At 59.9% G+C, this 19,548-nt stretch carries 11 protein-coding genes, 1 pseudogene and 1 riboswitch; of the genes and pseudogenes, 2 read left to right on the top strand and 10 right to left on the bottom strand.

Annotated features, from left to right (window positions below; all coding sequences use genetic code 11):
* Together ACYVL5_RS20375 and ACYVL5_RS20370 are read left to right on the top strand one after the other, a co-directional pair.
* Positions 1-121: pseudogene (locus ACYVL5_RS20375) on the top strand (IS1595 family transposase); the annotation flags it as partial.
* Positions 122-279: 158 nt separating this feature from the next.
* Positions 280-2,211: an alpha-amylase family protein gene (locus ACYVL5_RS20370; protein WP_460597409.1), complete on the top strand. Its 1,932-nt coding sequence runs from the start codon at positions 280-282 to the stop codon at positions 2,209-2,211.
* Between the two features lie 273 nt (positions 2,212-2,484).
* Here the strand turns inward: ACYVL5_RS20370 and ACYVL5_RS20365 are convergent, their stop codons facing one another.
* From ACYVL5_RS20365 to ACYVL5_RS20320, 10 genes are all read right to left on the bottom strand, one after another.
* Positions 2,485-3,645, bottom strand: coding sequence for a sensor histidine kinase (locus tag ACYVL5_RS20365; RefSeq protein ID WP_460597408.1), 1,161 nt, complete (start codon positions 3,643-3,645; stop codon positions 2,485-2,487).
* A gap of 730 nt (positions 3,646-4,375) precedes the next feature.
* Positions 4,376-4,966: a PAS domain-containing protein gene (locus ACYVL5_RS20360; protein ID WP_460597407.1), complete on the bottom strand. Its 591-nt coding sequence runs from the start codon at positions 4,964-4,966 to the stop codon at positions 4,376-4,378.
* 289 nt (positions 4,967-5,255) lie between these two features.
* The gene (gene ltrA / locus ACYVL5_RS20355; RefSeq protein ID WP_460597406.1) at positions 5,256-6,491 is read right to left on the bottom strand and encodes a group II intron reverse transcriptase/maturase; all 1,236 of its coding nucleotides are present in this window, start codon (positions 6,489-6,491) and stop codon (positions 5,256-5,258) included.
* Between the two features lie 764 nt (positions 6,492-7,255).
* On the bottom strand, positions 7,256-9,358 hold the full coding sequence (locus ACYVL5_RS20350; protein WP_460597405.1) for a hybrid sensor histidine kinase/response regulator: 2,103 nt from the start codon (positions 9,356-9,358) through the stop codon (positions 7,256-7,258).
* Positions 9,355-9,963: a DUF1638 domain-containing protein gene (locus ACYVL5_RS20345; RefSeq protein WP_460597404.1), complete on the bottom strand. Its 609-nt coding sequence runs from the start codon at positions 9,961-9,963 to the stop codon at positions 9,355-9,357. Before ACYVL5_RS20345 ends, ACYVL5_RS20350 begins: the two co-directional genes overlap by 4 nt.
* A complete protein-coding gene (locus tag ACYVL5_RS20340; RefSeq protein ID WP_460597403.1) occupies positions 9,960-10,973 on the bottom strand; it encodes a uroporphyrinogen decarboxylase family protein in 1,014 nt (337 codons plus the stop codon). Before ACYVL5_RS20340 ends, ACYVL5_RS20345 begins: the two co-directional genes overlap by 4 nt.
* A 17-nt stretch (positions 10,974-10,990) precedes the next feature.
* Positions 10,991-11,659 (bottom strand): cobalamin B12-binding domain-containing protein, encoded by a 669-nt coding sequence (locus tag ACYVL5_RS20335; RefSeq protein WP_460597402.1) that lies wholly within the window; start codon positions 11,657-11,659, stop codon positions 10,991-10,993.
* A 267-nt stretch (positions 11,660-11,926) separates the two neighbouring features.
* Positions 11,927-13,597, bottom strand: coding sequence for a sensor histidine kinase (locus tag ACYVL5_RS20330; RefSeq protein WP_460597401.1), 1,671 nt, complete (start codon positions 13,595-13,597; stop codon positions 11,927-11,929).
* A gap of 51 nt (positions 13,598-13,648) precedes the next feature.
* Entirely contained in the window at positions 13,649-14,551 is a 903-nt protein-coding gene (locus ACYVL5_RS20325; RefSeq protein WP_460597400.1) for a GGDEF domain-containing protein, read from the bottom strand.
* Positions 14,552-15,149: 598 nt separating this feature from the next.
* A complete protein-coding gene (locus tag ACYVL5_RS20320) occupies positions 15,150-18,608 on the bottom strand; it encodes an IPT/TIG domain-containing protein (protein ID WP_460597399.1) in 3,459 nt (1,152 codons plus the stop codon).
* 147 nt (positions 18,609-18,755) lie between these two features.
* Positions 18,756-18,832, bottom strand: a riboswitch (cyclic di-GMP riboswitch).
* Positions 18,833-19,548 lie beyond the last annotated feature (716 nt).

The following is a 19,548-nucleotide window of genomic DNA, read 5'->3' as shown; positions in this document are numbered from 1 at the left end:
TCAGTACCGCTTTAACCGTCGTTTCGATCTTGCTGCTATGCTTCCCCGCCTCGCTGCTGCCGCTGCCCGGACTGGCAGCCGACCAGAGCGGTGGTTACGCCTAGCGGAAGATTGGCGCTAATCAGGTAAAGAAATAGGTATTGTGCCCCCGGAAAGAGGAAGTCGGCTTTCCCTCTGAGGGTGCCCCGGATTGACTCGGTTTTTTCCCCTTCAGGGTTGCGGCTGTGCCCTCTTACGATAAAAGTTAGATGATTTTATCTTTCGCCAAGGAGGAGCAGCATGACGACTACCCGGCCTAAAAGAATCAACGATTACAAGCTTCCCAAAACTGCGCAGTTGCATCCATCCCCCACCGATTGGCGCGACCAGGTGATTTATTTTCTGCTTCCGGACCGCTTCAGCGACGGGAAGGAAACGGGCGCGCCGCTTGATCGCAGCAAGATAGCGGCAGCGCGGGTGGCCCCTGAAGGAGGGAGCTGGAGCTGGCTTAACTGGGCGGACTCCGGCGCCGGCAGATGGCAAGGGGGAACCATCAAGGGGGTGAAGTCGAAGATCTCTTACCTGAAGGAGCTGGGGGCCACCACCATCTGGCTCGGCCCCATCTTCAAGCAAAGGCGCGGCCTGACCACTTATCATGGCTACGGCATCCAGGATTTCCTGGAGGTGGACCCGCGCTTCGGCACCCGCCAGGACCTCATCGAGATGGTCGCGGCGGCCCACAAGGAAGGGATGTACGTCATCATGGACATCATCTTCAACCATACCGGCTGCAACTGGGTCTACCCTCCCAATGAGCGCAAGGTCGGTTACACGACGGGGCAGTACCCGTTCGGTGCCTGGCTTAACAAGGATAACCAGCCGATCAAAAAAATCGCCGGCAACGAGGATGCGGTCTGGCCGGCGGAGCTGCAGGACCCGGAAGCGTACACGAGGGCCGGAACGGGGGATCTCGGAAAGGGTGACATCGACGATCCCTATGCGGAGAACAAACGGACCGACTTCGAGGATCTGCGGGATCTCGACGTTATCAAGGACCCCGTCCTCACGAACCTGGCGCGCTGCTACAAGTACTGGATTGCGGAGGCCGACGTCGACGGTTTCCGGATCGATACCATGAAACATGTCCCCCTGGCCCAGGCCCGCAACTTCTGCGGCGCGATCAAGGAGTTTGCCGAACAGGTCGGCAAACGCGACTTCTTCCTGGTTGCCGAGGCGGCAGGCGGGAGCTTCGTCCAGAACCGTTACCTCGACATCCTCGGGCGCAATCTCAACGCCGCCCTGGACATCGGCGAAATGAGGTCCACTCTCTGCGACGTCGGCAAGGGGTTCGCCCACCCCAACGCCTACTTCAGCCAGTTCAACGAGTGGGATGACCAGATGGGCTCCCACCGCACCTTTGGCTCGCACCACGTCTCCATCTCCGACGACCACGACCATGTCTTCGGCGACAAGCTCCGCATCAGCGCCGACTGCTCGGTGGAACATCAGGCGGTCGTCCCCACCGCGACCCAGCTCTTCACCCTCGGGATCCCCTGCATCTACTACGGCACCGAGCAAGGCTTCACCGGTCCCGAGAAATCGGAACGGCAATGGCTGCCGGATTGGGGAAAGAGCGACCGTTACCTGCGCGAGGCGATGTTCGGCCCCAAGCACCCGCACAAGAACTGCTTCGAGGAGGTCAAGAAAAACTGCACCGATTGCAGCAACTGCGTGGACAAGACCATGCCGGGCTTTGGCCCCTTCGGGACCTCCGGCGCCCACTGCTTTAACAAAAAGAGTGCGACCTACGTCCGCATGGCGGCACTGGGCTTGGTGCGCAAGGAGATCCTTGCCCTGCGCCGCGGCAGGCAGTACCTGCGCAAGATTTCCTTCCTTTCCAACGGATACGACTTCCACGGTCCGGGTCAGATCATGGCGTGGTCGAGGGTGTTCGATGAGCAGGAGGCCGTCTGCGTGGTGAATCAGCACGGCGCGGAAAGCCGTGGCGCGCGCATCATCGTGGACGCGGGGCTCAACCCGGAAGGGAGCAGCCTGGTCATCAAGGCGAATACCGAGGAGGCCGCAGCGAAGGCGAGCGGCAAGGCGTACGGTAAGCCGCAGTATGCGGTAGGAAAGAAGCTAAAGGTGGAGAGGGAGCCGGACGGCACGGCCTACATCGAGGTGTATGACCTGCAGCCGGCCGAGGTCCTGGTACTGGTGAATCAGGCATAGTCCACCGGGCCACTCCGGCACAGGCCGCCTGTCGCCGAGGAGAAGCGGGGGGAACGCCAGTGCAATTATGCGTTTCTCTCAGGGACCGCAAAAGGGGGCAGGCTACTTAGGTAACCTGCTCCCTTTCATATTACTGGTGACAACCTTTCGGCGAATTCGGGGGACACATATAGGGCAGGCGGCTGAGGTACTCATGTGTGGTAAAGATATCCCGGGAAAAGCACTTCCCTGAAGGGGCGAGGGTATATCACGAACGATTCCTAGGTGGCCGCATTACAGACGGATGCAAAACCGGGCGCCGCCTTCAACGTTGCTAACGGTGAGGCTCCCCTTGAAATGGCTCTCGATGATGGTCTTCGATATGAAAAGACCGATCCCGGTCCCTTTGTGGTCGTCTTTGGTCGTGAAGTAGGGGTCGAAGATCCTGTCTATCACCTCTTCGGGGATGCCCCCTGCGTTATCGGTAACGGTGACGAATACTCCCTCGCATTCCTGTCCCACGCTGGCCACGATCAACGGCTCCGGCGTCTTCCGTTCGGCAAAGGCGTCCACTGCGTTGTTCATGATGTTCAAAAGCACCTGGATGAACTCGTTGCGGTATCCGGTAACGGTGACCGCATCGTCGACCGAACCGGTGCGGACCGTGATCCGCTCGTCCCTGAAGCGCTTTTCCAAAAGGGAGAGGGAACTCGCCAGCGCCTCGCTCACCTTGAAGCGGCTCTCCTCCTTGTCCTGCTTGAAGAAGTTTCTGAAGTCGTCGATGGTCTTCGACAGGTAGTTGACCTGCTCCATCGATTTCCGGGCGTTCTTCAGCACCAGTTCACCGGACAGAGTCCCCATTTCGCAAGCGAGGGAGAGTTCCTGGGCCAAAAGGCCTATGATGTTCAGCGGCTGACGCCACTGGTGCGCGATGTCCCTGATCATGTCCCCCAGGGCAGCCTGCCGGCTCTGAACCAACAACAGCCGGTCCTTTTCCTTGATGACGGCCGTCCGTTGGGAAACCTCCCTCTCGAGCATCTCGTTGAGGCTTAACAGGGCCTCTTCGTTGCTCTTTCGAACGGTGATGTCGCGGGCGATGGTGGATATGCTGAATACCATTCCCTGCGGATCACGGATGGGCGAGACGGTGAGGGCGACGTCTATCAAACGATCGTCTTTGGTGCAACGCCTCGATTCGTACTGGATAAGACTCTCTCCACGCCAAATCGCCGCCTGGATTTCCTTTTCCTCCCCGTGCCTATCGGGAGGGACAATTCTATTTATGGTCTGGCCTATTATCTCATCAGCTCTATAACCAAAGATTTTCTCTGCGCCACGGTTCCAGGTAATAATTGTGCCATCCAGGTTCTTGCCAATGATAGCATCGTCGGAATGTTCTACTATTGCTGCCAGGAATTCAACGCAAACATCGTCGTCACTTATTGAAGTTTTCATGGCCGTACGCCTAACATTGCGGTTAAAACTGCACAACGCCAAGACAGCCTGTTTTGATGCAACTATATCACCACACAAACCGATCGCAAATGTGACACAGGCCAGCTTCCTGTACTACAGTGCCCATTGGCCTCTTACAGTTAAGCAAGTCTTATTGTACAGAGTTAACAGGACAATAAACAGGGCGAGACCTGCCCAGGGGCCAGAAGGCCGCAAAAAGGGGGGCCGTTGGGGGCCGTTGGGGGCCGTTGGGGGCCGTTCCGGGGCCGTTCCGGGGACACAATACCTAGTAAAGGTCGACACAAGTAGGGCCTGCGGCCGGGGGCTCATGTGTTGTAAAGATATCCGTATTGTATCCCGGTAAGAAAGCCCTAAAAACGAGGGGGCACCGGTTCCGCCGGCGCCCCCGAAGTAATTGCCAAGGTGCTGCTACGTTCAATTCCGGGCGGCTGTCGGTACCCAGAAGTAGGAACTCGAGACTCCGGTCCCGCCGCCGGTCGTTACGGAGATCTTCCCACTGGTGGCACCGATGTGAAGTGGGTGGAAGCCGCCTGCGTCACCTGCGGCAACGCCCGCACCCGAAGCCAAGGGAGCCGATGACGTCAAGGTTACCGTCATTGCATCCGCCGAAAGGACTGCCGTCGCCGGGACAGAAACAGAGGTGTTGGCCACTTGCTGGGTCACCCCGGTCACGGTTCTGGTTCCGTGCATCGCCTCACTGATACCACGCTCATCGCGAACGTGGTAGGCCCTCGACGAGCTGGTCATAGCAATGCGGACAGATGCCGTGGCTGAACAGGGCTTCGGAGTGTTCAGTTATGTAAGTTTCCAGTTGTTGCCATATCGCTTGGTCGGTGCGTATTTTTTTACAGTAGCTGCAGATCGGGATCACACCTTTCAGTACCTTGATCTCTTCTTCCAGCTTTTTCCGGAGCGCCTCCTGGGCCTCCACCCGATCGGTCACGTCGATGCAGCTGCCGATGTAACCGGCAAATTCGCCCCGTTCGTCCTCGAAGGGGACCCCGCGGTCGAAAATCCAGCGGTAAACGCCGTCGTGCCGCTGCAGGCGGTACTCCATTTCGAACACCTTGCGCTGTCTGAAGTGGGTCAGATAGATGTCGAGGCAACGCTCGAAGTCGTCGGGATGCACCCCTTCGGCCCACCCGTTGCCATACTCCTCTTCCATGGACCGCCCTCTGAATTCGAGCCACTGGTCATTGAAGTAATCGCAAAGCGATTCGGTGTTGGCTCTCCAAATCAATATGGGAGCTTGTTCCACTAAGGAGCAGTATTCCGGAAGCGATAGACGTTCACCCGCCATTTCTGTCAACTCCTGTAGGTAGCAAAGGGACTCTGGCGCCTCGCTGTCTGGGCGAGGCCACGACATTCATTTCGATGGCAGCACTGGTTTCAAACTATAGCGGATTTTTTCCAGTGGACTCGAAAAAATGCAGCAAGTGGGGTGGGGAAGCAGGAGGGAGCAATGCCAATCGAGTCCCAGGGGGTCTCGAGTCCCTGGGGGGCTGGTCTGAATTCTGAACTTCTGAGGGGATGTACTTGATATTTGATATTTGCACGGTCCTTCCTTAAGCTGCCGGCCCGGTTGTTCATCACGAAATATCAAATATCAGTTCGCGGTAGGGATGCCGGTTTCCCGGCACCCCGTAGTAGTTGTAATGCCCTTGCACCACGGATTTTAACCAACTTCCTTGCTCTGGAAGCGGTCGATGTCGGTTTCGCAGCAACGTTTCACGTATTTCTCCGATCTTGGCTCGCAGCTTCTTTGCGATGGTCTTTCTTCGGATTGTGAAACGTCCGTCTTTTCTGCGCTTTGCGCAGATGTGGGTAAAACCCAGGAAGTCGAACGTTCCCGGCCGCCCCTCTCCTCGCTCGATTCGATTGCTTTCGGCAAATCGCCCGAACTCTATCAGCCGGGTCTTGCTTTCATGCAACTCCAACTCGAACTTGGAAAGCCTTTCCTTCAACGCGGCACGGAATCGTCTTGCATCGGAGCAGTTTTGGAATCCCATCACGAAGTCATCAACATATCTGACGATATAGACTTCGCCGCGTGCATGGTGGCGACGCCACCACTTTACCCACTGGTCCAAGACGTAATGCAGATAGATGTTCGCCAACAACGGCGAGATCACGGCACCCTGTGGCGTCCCCACCACCGTCTTAGTCCACTCACCCTCCTCCGACACTCCGGCTCGCAGAAACTTCCTGACCAGTCGGAGCATTCTCGGATCGGCGATGCGATGCTCCAAGAACTTCATCATCCACCCGTGATCGACCGAGTCGTAGAAGCCTCGTATGTCCGCATCGAGCACCCAGCCTACCTTCATCCGCGTGATCGCAACGTAGATGGCGTCAAGGGCGTCATGCTGGCTTCGGCCCGGTCTCGATCCGTAGCTGAAGCCTATGAAATCCTCCTCGTACACGGCTTGGAGAACTTGCACAAGCGCCTGTTGGACTATCTTGTCTTCCAGCGCGGCTATGCCAATCGGCCTTTGGCTGCCGTCAGGCTTGGGAATCCACGCCCTCTTGCTTGGCCTTGCCCGATAGTGTCCGCCCTGGATACGGTCATGGAGGCCAGGAAGTTTCTCTTCGAGATTTTCCCCGTACTCCTCCCATGTAATGCCATCTATGCCTGCTGCGGCACTCCGTTTGAGGGCATGATACGACGCCCTTAAAAGGTCGATGGTGACATGGTGCAGGAGGCTCGTAAACTGTTGCCGCGAGTCCCTCTTCGCTGCTTCTCGTACCCTGTCCAGGCCGCTCGACATTGCTTCCGGCCTCGGCGTGCCGGTCATGGTCGTCTGGGCAGAGTTTCCCTTGGCCACGGCGCTTCTCTCCACGGACTCCGCATGCGGTTGGCCCACTCTTTCAGGTTGTGCGCATTCGTTCGTCCGCTTCACAGATACTACCCCCGTGTCCGACTTCCCGTTCGCGTGCATGTCGGGATTGTGGCCTCCGGCCTTTCCCCGACCGGGCCTTGCGCGGGACTACGCTCGACCGCTCACGGTATCTCCCGGTTTCCGTACAATGAGCGTTTGCATACATGCCTTGGGTCTTTGACTCCGCGGGTCCAACGTGTCGCTCGCGCTAGCGCGGCACGCCGATGCTGCCTTCCCCACCGTACTACAAGGTCGGCACCCGGACCGGTGATTTCGGAGCTCGTAGCCATGCCTGCATGCCCCCTGTCAACGCTTCGCCGCCACCTTACGGTAGGCCGACGCATGACTCGGAGTGTCAGCTGGTCGCTAGCCTTTACTAACAGTGGATTTTCACCACCGACTCATTGCCGGCTTTTACCGGCGCTTTCAGTACGTCCCTTCGTAATACCCCTGATGTTGCTTTGCCGAAGGAGATCGCCGAGCTTATGATTGTGAAAGAACGAACTTATCTGATTTTCAAGGGTGACGGTTTCTGCTACACTCGGGCTCATAGCGTCCTTTCTCTGTTAAGATGTATTTGCTGTGGAGCAAAGCCATTTTAATACAGATTGCGACGCTATTATATTTTTAATTACAGCAACTTACACCATTTCGACATCTGCGAAGGTTGAGTTATAAAGATATCGGTACCGTGCCCCAAATGGAGGAACTTATACGTCCAGCATTTCCCGTACCCGCCTTAGCAGATCGGTCGGCTGCACCGGCTTCATGATCAACTCTATCCCGTTTTCCGACACCCCCCGGTCCTCGATGAAGTCGGCGGTATACCCGCTGGAAAAGAGAGCCCGGGTCGCCGGGCTGATGCGCTGGATCTCTTCAAAGGCCTCCTTACCGTTCTTTTTCGGCATGATGACATCCATGATGATCAGCCCGATCCGCTCCTGGTTATCCTTGAATTTCGCGACGGCATCCTCGCCGTCTTCCGCAAGGATCGTCTCGTACCCGTGGTTTCTCAGGACCTGCGACACCAGTTCGCGGACAGCGGGGTCGTCCTCGGCGACCAGGATCGTTTCGCTCCCCCTCCGCGGGGGCTCGCCCCGGACTTCACCGGCTACCGGTTTTCCCTCGCCCTCCTTGAGCGGGAGGTAGATCCGGAAGGTGGTTCCCCTTCCTGGTTCGCTGTAGACATTGATGAAGCCCTTGTGCTGCTTGATGATGCCGTAGGTGATCGCCATGCCGAGGCCCGTCCCTTTGCCGACCTCCTTGGTGGTAAAGAAAGGCTCGAAGATATGTTCCAGGTGCTCCTTTCTGATCCCGGCTCCGGTATCGGACACCGTTAAAAGGGCATACGCGCCGGGTGAGACGTTGTGCTTTCTGGAGTCGGTCAGGGAATCCTCCAGAACGACCCGCTCGGTTTTGACGGAAACGACGCCGCCGTTTCCAATGGCGTCCCGGGCATTGGTGGCCAGGTTGATCAACACCTGTTCCAGCCGCCCCCGGTCGGCGGTCACGGGAAGGTCCCCCTCGCAAAACGAGACATTGAACGTGATGTCTTCACCGATGATCCGCTCCAGGAACGTCTGGACATGCTGGATGATGTCGTTGAGGTCATCGTGTTTCATCACCAGCGCCTGCTTGCGGCTGAACGCCAGCAGCCCCCGGGTGAGATTGCCGGCCTTCTCGGCGGAGGAGGCGATCGCATCGACCATGCTCTTTTGTTTTTCGCTTAAGCTATCGTCTCCCTGGAGAAGGGAGCAGTACCCGGCGACCACCATCAGGATGTTGTTAAAATCGTGGGCTACTCCGCCGGCAAGCTGGCCGACGGCCTCCATCTTCTGGGACTGCCGCAGTTGTTCCTCGCTGCGGCGCAGCGCCTCTTCCGCGAGTTTGTGTTCGGATATGTCCTTGACGAACACCGAAAAAAGAACGTCCTCGACCGGCACGGAGCTGACACTTACCTCGACCGGGAAAATGCTGCCGTCCTTGCGCCTGTGTTCCGACTCGAACCTGCCGGAGCCGGCCTCCCTCAGTTTACGGGCTCGGGCTTCGACCGCATCCTTGGAATCGTTGACATCGAGGCGATCTATGGGCATTCCGATCAGTTCGTCACGGCAGTACCCGCTCATGGCACAGTAGGCTTCGTTCACGTTGACGATTTTCAGCTGGGAATCGATCAGCCAGAAACCTTCCATGGTTGATTGGAGAATGGCACGGTGGAGATTTTCAGCTCTTTCCAGTTCGGCGTTTTTCTTCAGCAGTTGCTCGGTTCGGATGGCAACCTGGTTTTCCAGCGCGATCGCCTGCCGTTCGATCTGGCGAAACGCCATGGAGTTGTTGAGGGCAAGCGCTATGGGAGGAGCGAGCAGGTGGATGATCTCGTCCGTCTCCCCGATACGGTCGATCTCCGGCAGGTCGAAAAGCAGCAGCATGCCGACCCGTTCGCGCCCGGCGATCAGCGGATAGCGCGCCTGGGAGCGGATGCCGGCCCGTTTCAACACCGCCTTGGCAGGGTGGCCTTCGGGAAAGTGTTCAACCAGGCGAGGAAGGTCCTCATCTTGCGCGCCTGGGCAAAAAAAGGGGACATCGCCCGCGGTGACCATCGACAAACGCCGTCGCGGGCTCACCGACAGGATTTCATGGCACTCCGCCTGCTTGTCGTGGACGACAAGCATCACCGTCCTGGCCCCGGTCAATTCCCGCAACTGTTCGGTGAGGAGCTCTCCGAGGGTCTGGGGGGCGGCCGAGGCCAGCAGTTGCGAAATGATGTCGACTGCCAACAGTTGGGCGGAAAGTCTCGCGTCGGTACGGCTCATGACGTTTCCCCCGTGGAGCCGGCCTTTACGGAACCCGCCCGTGCCTGAAGCAGGCTCTCCAGCATGGTGTCCAGGGAAACGGGCTCGACCCGCCAGGGCAATCCGGTATAGCTGGAAAACTCCCGAAGCTGACGCTCGGGGACCCCCACGATGCCGGTGTCCAGATAGACGAGCACTCCCCGGTGCTCCCCCATCAAACCGTGAGCCACTGTCTCGTCAAGCCCCAGCTCCCTTTTCATGATGTGCTCCCACCTCAGGGCCCATTCCGGCAACACCAGAAAGGCCCCCTCCTGCATCAGCTGCCGATACCGTTGCCGTCCGACAAGCAACTGGGCGCAGTTGATGGCCGCCACCCTCCCCACCCGGTACCTTTTGGCTATATCGAGCAGGTGAGCCGAGCAGTCCCCGTACACAAGCACAAGGGTGCCGTTTTTTTCGTCGAGCCGCGCCAGGGCGCTGGTGAGCTCCCGCTCGAGCCTGACGGGTTCCATATGCAGCATCGAGTCGAGAACGAAGAGCTCTCCGCCGATCTTCCCTTCGCGGAGCAGTTCCTCCATTTCATTGCGCAGGACTCCGCAACTAAGCCAGAGGGTGCCGCCGTTCATGGCCGGACTCCGTCACCGGCACCGGCCTCGGCGATTGCCCTGTGCATCGCGTGCAGGCTCTCCGGGGGGGTCGAAAGCGGCACGTCCGCCCCGGAGTTGGAAAGGATGTAATGGCCCGCCGGTGCCGCCTCGCGGATGCAGCGGCAGCAATCCTCGTAAATCCGTGCGGTGCTAACGGAAGCAAAGGCGAGATTGTCGAGGTTGCCGATGAGGTTCAACTGGGGCCCCACAATCCCCCTGGCCTCGGCAAGACTCTCTTTCGACCCGATGGCCACTCCGATAAGCCCCGGCAGCCCGGTCACCAGATCGAGAACGTGGTTGATCCGTCCCCCGGTGTGATGCAGGACCTTGGGCCCGGCAATCTGGGGGAACGAGGAGGTCAAAAGGGGGAGAAAGCGCTCGGCAAATAGTTCGCGGGGGGCAATCTCCGCCGACGCCATCCCCTCGGTGATCACCAGGCAGTCCGCCCCGGCGGCCAACAAGGCGTTTGCCCAGGCGACGAAAAAAGAGGCCAGGTAGCCGGCAATCTCGTCGGCGAGCTCGGGTTCGAACAGCACCGTTTCCATCCACCTTTCCAGGCCAATGACCAGGGAAGCCATGATGCCGGGGCCCGGCAGCACCCCGATGATCGGGACCTGATCCTTGTAGATATCAGCCAGCATCCTGGTCGATTCCAGAACGGCCGCCAGAGTGGGAGCCGTCCGGGGATCGGGGAGCGGCACGGAAAGGGCTCCGGCCGCCGTCGCTACGCCCGGCCTTTTCATGTTGGGAGGCTGGTGCTCGGTCCAGGCGGTTTCCCCGCCAAACGCTTCCGAGAGCGCGGTGTAAACGAACGGGGTCATGACGAGGTCGAACCCGAACTCGTCGTACACCGCCTTTTGTCCCGCCGCATAGGCCACCGGATCGCTGTACAGGGTGCGGAGGTCGACCCCGGTGAGCCTTGCCCCGTAGGCCCCAAGGACCGCGAACACCGGCAAACGGTCCACCGGCTGGCCAATCAGCGTTCCCATGACTCTCTGGTATGAATTCACGGCGACACCCGCTTCCCGGTTTCGGACCGGAGACGGAGAAACAATTGATCGGCGCCGGCCGCGTTGTGGGTGGTGCCATCGCCCCCTACCTCGGCCACCAGTTCGGGGCGCCAGTTGAAAACCGCGCCCCCGACGGCGAGCTTTATGGACCCGGTCAGGTTACGCGCGTCAAGGAGCTCCCGGACCTTGCGTATGTTGAGGGCGGTGGTCTGCATCATGGCCGAAACCCCGATGACCGAGGCATCGACCTCGCACGCCTTTTCGATGAACTCCGCGGCGGGAACGTCATTTCCTAGGTCATGAACGTCCCAACCGGCGGCCTCGAGAAAGAGCCCCACGGAGCGCCGGCCGAGGCTGTGGAAGTCGTCTTCTATGTTGCCTATCACGACGGAGCCTTTCGAGGGCTGCCGCTCGCTCTTTTTCGGTATACAGCGCAAAAGGGTGTCTTCCGCAATTTTGGCTGCCACGAAATTCTGGGCGAGGGACATGGCCTGATCTTCCCACAGCTTCCCGAGCCGGACAATGGCGGGATCAAGGACCCCGGCGATGACCTCCTGGGGAACCATCCCCCCATCGAGGGCCTCGTCTATGATACGCGACGCTCCTGAGCGATCCGCCGCAATCATGACCGCGAACAGTCTGTCGCTTAATCGGGCAGTATTCATGGGTCCCCCTGAGGCATTGGCATCTGTTACGTGGCCAAACCAGAAGAATGGAAAAATATGTTTTGAACTTATGGCTGTATCTGGAACCGGTATTAAGGAGACTGCACCGGAATCAGAGGTAGTATACCACCCTATGTAACAGTAGTGCCTCCTTGCCTTACTGTTATAAGACCAGCCCACCCCGCACTCGGACAGCGAGATGAAGCGAGATAGATTTACTGGTGCAGGTTGGTAACGATGAGACCAGGTCGATTTACAAGGGCACCTTTATATCCTGAGACCTGTATTGCTTTCGCCGGGGAGTCCGCCAAGCGTGAACCAGAAGGTTGCCCCTTTGCCAGGCTCGGATTCGGCCCATACCGTCCCGCCATGGCGCTGGACGATGCGCTGCACGGTGGCCAGGCCGATGCCGTGACCGGGAAGGTGAGCCGTCTCCGTCAGGCGTTCAAAGGGGCGGAAAAGTCTCTCCGCCTGTGCCATGTCAAACCCGGTCCCGTTGTCCCGCACGAAGTAGGCACGGCCGTCACCGCTACCGGCAGCCCCAAATTCGATGACCGCAGGGTCCCCCCCGCCGGTGAATTTCCAGGCATTGCCGAGAAGGTTTTCCATCACCACTTCGAGAAGCCTTGGATCGCCGGGGGCCCGTATCCCTTCGCCAATGATGAAGGTGGCCTTCCTGGCGGGCTCCGACATCCTGAGCGACAGGCTTACCCGTTTCGCTAGTTCCGTCAGGTTGACCGGTTGCCGCATCACTTCGGCCCGCGAGAGAAGGGAGAACCTCAACAGACTCTCGACGAGTTGTTCCATGTGCGATGCGGATCCGCATATCTCCGCCAGGTAGCCGGTAAGCTCTTGATCGGCCAGGCTTTCGGAGCGTTCCATCCCCAGATGGCCGTAGCCGCCGATAACCGAAAGGTAGCGGCGCAGATCGTGGGAAACCGTGTAGTTGAACGACTCAAGCTCCTGGTTGGCGATTTCCAGCAGGCTGGCGCGGGCAGCGAGCTCGCTGTTGAGGACCTCGATCTCCTCCTCCATCCGTTTGCGTTCGGTGAGATCGGTTCTCAGAGCGAGCATCAGCTTTTTCCCCTGCACCTCAATGACCGATCCGGAGTAGAGCCCGAAACGGAGGCCGCCTTCCCTGTCTCGCAGGGTGACCTCACGGTCACGGACCGCCCCACCCGCTTTGAGGCAGTCCACGATCTCCTGCCTGACATGGGAATCGCACCACAGATCGAGCTCCACGGCGGTCCTTCCGATGACCTCGCTCCGGCGATAGCCGTGCTGACGTTCGAACTCCTCGTTTACCTCGAGGTATGTCCCGTCCTCGATGGTCGAGATCACCATGGGAATCGGAGCGGTATGGAACGCCTTGGCGAACTTCTCCTCGGACTCCCTGAGCGCGTTTTCCGCCTCCGAACGCTGGCGGTTGCTCACCCCGATGCTCACCAGGAATTCCACGAAGGAGGTGTAAAACCCCATGATATCTTTGACCTTCTCCCGGGAATAGACGGGGACGCGCCGCAGGGCCTCCAGGTATCCGGCCAGGTCGAACCCGAATTCAAGGGCCTGGCTGCGGAAATAGTTTTCGTCGATCACCTCGTCGTCGTAGAAAAACTGCCCCAGGAAAAGGGTGGCGACGTGCTCGGCGGATATTATGATCGGCACGGCCAGATCCCAGAGGCCGTTTCGGCACTTGTATTGAACAGGCCCTTTCGAGGCGAGTCTCGTTTTGATGTAGTCGTCGCTTTCCCGGCAGCGTTGGGCCGTAACCGGATGGATGCGGTGAAATTTGGTACAGAGGTCCTGCCAGCCGGTAGCGACCAGGATCTCGCCGTTGGTGGCGATAATGCCGACCGGAATGGCAGTGGCGGCATAAAAACGGTCCATGAGCAGCTGCAAGCGACCGACATCAACCAACTCAGAGAACTTCCACCCCATACGCCCCCCTTCCAGCTGCCTCGCACGCGACCGCAAGGCCGGCATCGCGCATCACCCTTTGTCCACCGTCACACAGTTACGCCCCTTCTTTTTACTCCGGTACATGAGCTCATCGGCACGGGCAACCAGAGATTGCTGGTCATCATCCATCCTGGCCAGAGTGCCTCCGACCGACACGGTGACCGCCAGCTTTTCCTCCTGCACCATGACGTAGCTCTTCTCCACCAAAGAGCGGATACGCTCGGCGACCAGATCCAAGGTGACGTCGTTAGCGCCGGGGAGGATAGCCAAGAACTCCTCCCCTCCCCACCTGGTCAACACGTCAATCCGTCTAAGGCTCTTGGCCATCGAATTGGCTGCCATGACGAGGATGTCGTCACCGGCCGGATGTCCATACCGGTCATTGACCGCCTTGAAGTGATCAAGGTCGATGAATACGAGGCCGAACCCCATCCTGTTGTTGTGCAGGTCGTAGAGACGGGTCGACAGGTTCATCTCCGCGTACCGGCGATTGCCGACAGCGGTGAGCCGATCGAGGTAGGCCTCCTGCTGCAGCTTTTCGTACTCGTCCAGTACCTGCAGGGAGGAGGAGTAATCGGTGAACACTTCGACAGCCCCGACCACCTTTCCGCCACTGTCCCGCACCGGGGAGGTCCGGATCAGCACCGGCACCCTGTGCCCCAACCGGTGCCGAAGGTACGCCTTTACCTCTCGCGGCCTCCCATCGGCGATAGTCGCCGCCAGCGGGCATCCATCGAAGCAGAGCTCCCTTCCCACTCCGTTGACGTGGCACAGGATGTTATCGGAACAGCAGGAGCCGACGACATCCTCCCGCGGGTAACCGGTGATACGCTCCGCTCCAGGATTCCAGTAGCTTATACGACGTTCGACATCGACCACGTAGACCCCGTCGAAAAGGCTCTCCAGTATGAGGTCGCTCGCTAGCGTTTCCATGCTCCTTTTCCTTTCACGGTGAAACCTGCATCAGTGGCGTTAGGGGCTCGCAGGGATATCCCACCCGGCATCATCGGCCTTAAAACTAGTCCCGCCAGGGGCAGTACTACGGTGAATATCTAATGATTGCGATGATTTTGGTTCAGGATATTACCTCAAAGCGAAAATTAGTTCCATTTCAATTTGCCCTTTGCGGACTCTTATCGGCACTTTGGCCAACTAACTGATTCAGTGGATGCCACCTGTTTCGTTGCCTGCCCCGCTCTGAAAGACAATGCGGCCCTGATGGATGACATCCGGCATCAGTATCTGGCCGTTTCCGGGGACACACTACCTATAAAAGGTTGGCACATGTAGGGCAAACGGCGGGGATGCTCGTGTGTCGTGAAGATATCTGTATTGTGTCCCCGGAGAAAGAATGCTTGCTTTTCCACTGCGGGACGAAAATGCGGGACAGATCTAGGTACCCCCCAATTAGGCAGAGGCTTTCAGGAAGAAAGCGGCGACGGGTTGCTGGAAGTTTTTTCGCCCCCCTGAAAAACAAGGGGGCACCGGTCCAACCGGTGCCCCCAAAGTAATTGCCAAGGTGCCGCTACGTTCAATTCCGGGCGGCCGATGGCACCCAGAAGTAGGAACTCGAGACTCCGGTCCCGCCGCCGGTCGTTACCGAGATCTTCCCGCTGGTGGCACCGGTGGGTACCGTCAGCACGAGCTTACCGGCGGACATCACCTTGAAGGGGGCGCTGTAGGTACCGATCTTCACGGAGGTGGCCCCTCCCAGGTTGGTGCCGGTCACGGTAACCACGGTCCCTGCCGACCCGGAGGTGGGGGTGAACCCCTGGATGGCGGGAGTGACCGAGCGGGTGCCGACGGAAAATTTCGTGACGCTGGCGGCGGTTCCGCCGGGGGTGCGAACCGTGATCGTTCCGGAAGTAGCCCCCTTGGGAACGCCGGTCACCACTGTGGTGTCCGAGATCACGGCGAATGCGGCGCTCACTCCGTTGAAGGTCACGCTGGTTGCCGCAGTGAAGCCTGAACCGGTCAGGGTGACGGCGGTTCCCACTCCGCCCGAGGTCGGGGTGAATCCGGTGATGACCGAAGCAGGAAGGAAGGTGAAGCCGCTGACCGTCGCCGTCCCCGCCGGGGTGGTGACGCTGATCGCCCCGCTGGTTGCGCCCGCCGGGACGGTGGCGCTGATCTGGGCATCGGAGACCACGGTGAAGGTGGCGGATGCGCCGCCGATCTTCACCTGGTTGGCGCCGGCGAGGTTCGCGCCGGAGATGGTGACGGTCGCGCCCGCTCCCGCCGAGGCGGGGGTGAATGCGCTGATGACCGGGGCGGGGAGGAAGGTGAAGCCGCTGATGCTCGCCGTCCCCGCCGAAGTGGTGACGCCGATCGTCCCGCTGGTTGCGCCCGAAGGGACGGTGGCGCTTATCTGCGCGTCGGAAACGACGGTGAAGATGGCGGATGCGCCGCCGAACTTCACCTGGGTCGCGCCGGCGAGATTGGCGCCGGCGATGGTGACGGTCGCGCCCGCTCCTGCCGAGGCAGGGGTGAAACCGCCGATTACCGGGGCGGAATTGACGGTGAAGGTGCTGCTGGCGGCGGTCCCCGCCGGAGTAGTGACGCTGATCGGGCCGCTGGTGGCGGCGGTGGGGACGGTGGCGGTGATCTGGCTGTCGGAGGTGACGGTGAAGGAGGCGGTGGTGCCGTTGAACTTCACCTGGGTCGCACCGGTGAAGTGGGCACCGCTGATGGTGACTTGGCTTCCGTAGGTGGCGCTCGAGGGGGTGAAGCCGGTAATGGAAGGTGCCAAAGAGGTAACGGTAAGGGTAGCCGTGGCGCTGGTGGCCGATCCCTGGCTGTTGGTCACGACAGCGTAGTACGAGCCGGCGTCGAGAGGCGCTGCCGCGGCGATGGCATAAAGGGCGCCGGTCATCCCGGAAAGGGGAGCACCGTTTTTGTACCACTGGTAGGTAAGCGGGGCGGCGCCGGTGGCCGAGACGCTGAAGCTGACCGGGCTTCCTGCCGTTACCGATTGGCTAAGCGGCCCCTGGGTGATGACCGGAACGCCCGGTGCCGCGGGAAGGACGGTGACGGTGCCGGTGGCCAGCCTGGAGTTTTTGGCGCCATCGTAGGCCGCGAAGGTGAAGGTGTCGGTGCCGGTGAAACCTTCGGCCGGGAAGTAGGTGGCGACGTTGTTGACGAGCCCGACCGTGCCGTTGGCAGGCTGGCTGATGATCCGCAGGACTGCGTTGGTGCCGGTCACCGAAAGGGGGATCGTTATCGGCTGCCCGGCTCCCCCCTGCGCCGAAACGTCGTTGACCGTGGGAGCCGCCGCGGTATTCCAGCTGTCGTCGCTCGGCCCCTTGTGGCAGGTGTAGCATCCGATGGTGGCGCCGCGGTAGAAGGTCTGGGTGCCTCCGGCCGAGAGGCTGCGGGCCCCCTGGGCCCTGGAGAGGACGGTGCCGCGGTTGTCGGTGCCATGGCAGGATTGGCACCAGGCGAGACCGAGCGACCCGATCTGGTCATGATGGCTACTCACCCAGCTCTGCCCGATGGGATGCATCCCGTGCGGTCCGCCGTTGGGGCTGGTCGGCGCGGTGGAGTGGCAGGAGGTGCACTCGACGACCACCCCGGCATGCCCCTGGAGCTGATTGTTCCTGATGTTGTCGTTGCCTTGGGAGGTGGGGAATTCGGCGTGGGTCGACCCGTGGCAGGCCGAGCACTGCAGGCCGCCGTGGCCTGCCGAGAAGCGGTAGAGGGAGAGCCCGGCAGCCGGGGTGTTGGGGGTGGTGGCAAAGGTCTGGTCTGCCGCCACCCGCGGCTGACCGCTGGCGTCCAATGCGCTCGTGTAACGGATCTGGCCGCTGTTCTTGGTGGCGGTGCCGGTATGGCAGCTCTGGCAGGCAGGCTCCATGAACCACCCGGTACGGGAAGGGGAGCCGACCTGGCTCATGGTGCCGTGGCAGCTTTGGCACTGCATGGCCATGGTGCCGTCCGCGGCGACCGCACTTCCCATGGCGCCGCGCAGGCAGCGGGTGGCAGAGCCGGGGTGGCACCGGTAGCAGGCGTCGCGGTTCCCGACGTCGTTGAGGGTGAGGTTGAGCACCGGATCGCTGACCCCGGCGTGCAGGCTGTGCATGGAGGTGGTGAGCTGGGGAACGGTCCCGTTGGCACTGGAGAAGCTCGGCAGCCCCAGGGCCTCGGAGGCGTGGCAGCCGGCGCAGAGGACGGGCTTGCCGGCGTTGGCCGTGGCGTAGAGGCCGGTGGCATCGTACCCCTTGGCGGCCAGGGCGTCGCGGTACAGGGGGGCGTGCTGGGCGAACTGTTTCTCGTCATGCAGCCTCAGGATGTTGAGACGGTAGTCGCGATCCTTGGAGGTGGCGAATACCCAACCGGCGGCCGGCTGGGCGTCGGTCTGCGAATTGGAGCTGTGGCAGGCGGAGCAGTCCATCTCGTCGGAGACCGGGAGCACGATGTCGCTAGTGGCGATCACCGTATTGGTGGAGTCCCGCGCCACCAGGTGCATCAGGGGATAGCTGTTCCTCGCCCCCTTGTCGTCGATGGGGGTGAGGGGGATCCCCTCGGCGCGGAACCAGTTCACCGGGGTGGAGACGCCGGCCGCGGGGGAGTTGGCGGTCTCGAACCTCATCGCCTGCGGAATGTTGCCGGGACCCGGCATGTTCCACCCTGCCAGGCCGTTGTCGGCGATGTAGGGGACGGGGGCGCCGTAGAGGAGCGAGGCGAAATCCCCCCAGTTCCCCTTCCCTACCGAGGTCGTGTTGATGGAACCGTTCGGATCGGCGATCGCCTCGTAGGTCAGCGTGTACCCCTGGCCGGTGGTCACCAGTTTGCCCCCCACGATCAGCTGGGCCTCGATGGTGTTGTAGGGGGGGAGGATGGAGAAGACCGAGTAGTCGCTGTCCATGCAGTGCATCCCGAGGTTGTTCCACCCAAGGATCGCCGAGGTTGCCGCCTGCGCCCGGGTGAACCACCCGGTGAAGATCAGCGAGCATAATGCGAAGATGAGGAAAGCCTTTTTGCCGTGCAACATAATCTGCTCCTTTCTCACTACGTCCTGTTGTTCCTTCCCCTTGTAGGAAACAAGGTGATAGGGCGTGTCCGTTGAAACCATATATTCGGAAACAACGCGTGATCCGGAACAAAAAAAGCCGGATCGCCTTGATATCGTTATGGATATTTCGGCAACCCGGCTGTCTCGGTGAGACCCTGTAGGCTTTCCGCCCCACCCTCGCGGGTGGTTTAGTATTGTCGTGTATCGGCTGTTTTAAATTTCGTTGGCTGTTTAACCCATACGCTATCCGAAGTCAAGCCCGAATTTTTTTCTGCCCGTTGTGGCGCCCGGGCGGTCTACCGTTTCGGCCCTGAAGCCGCCAGGTGGTAGCACCGAGCTATGCCCGAAACGTGCCATTTCCCCGACGAATGATTACGCCGAGTTACCGGGACCGGTCCTTTCCGGCTGTTCAGAGATGGTACACTCGCTGTTCAACAACTGCTCAGCGCGGTTGGAAAAAAAAACCAGAACCGGGACAGATTTATTTTATTCCAATGAGGCACATTCCCCCCCGCCAGATCAGGTTCCAGTTCTCAACACGACTCCCTCCAGCGGTCAGTCGATTTCCGGGTTCCGGGGACAAGATACCTATAAGAGGTCGACTCATGTAGGGCAAGCGGAAGAGGTGCTCATGTGTCGTAAAGATATCCGTATTGAGTCCCCGGAAAATGGAGTTCACCGACTTAACGGGAAGGGTAATGGCCGGGAGACTAAATCTTCCGGCATGGGAAGGCGGGGTGAGCCGAAGGACTTTCGTAGACAGGCATGTCAGATACACCACGGAGGTGTTAGAAAGCAATGGCCTCCTCTTTTATCACCGCTCTCATTGCAAAGGCAATCTAATGTTGCACCATAAATAATAGTTAGAGAGGGATTGGGAATGAGGTCCTCTATGGCGACTCCGCCGGTCACTTTCATA

This window comes from Geomonas sp. Red276, from assembly GCF_054784495.1.
This window is presented reverse-complemented; position numbering and strand designations above follow the sequence as displayed.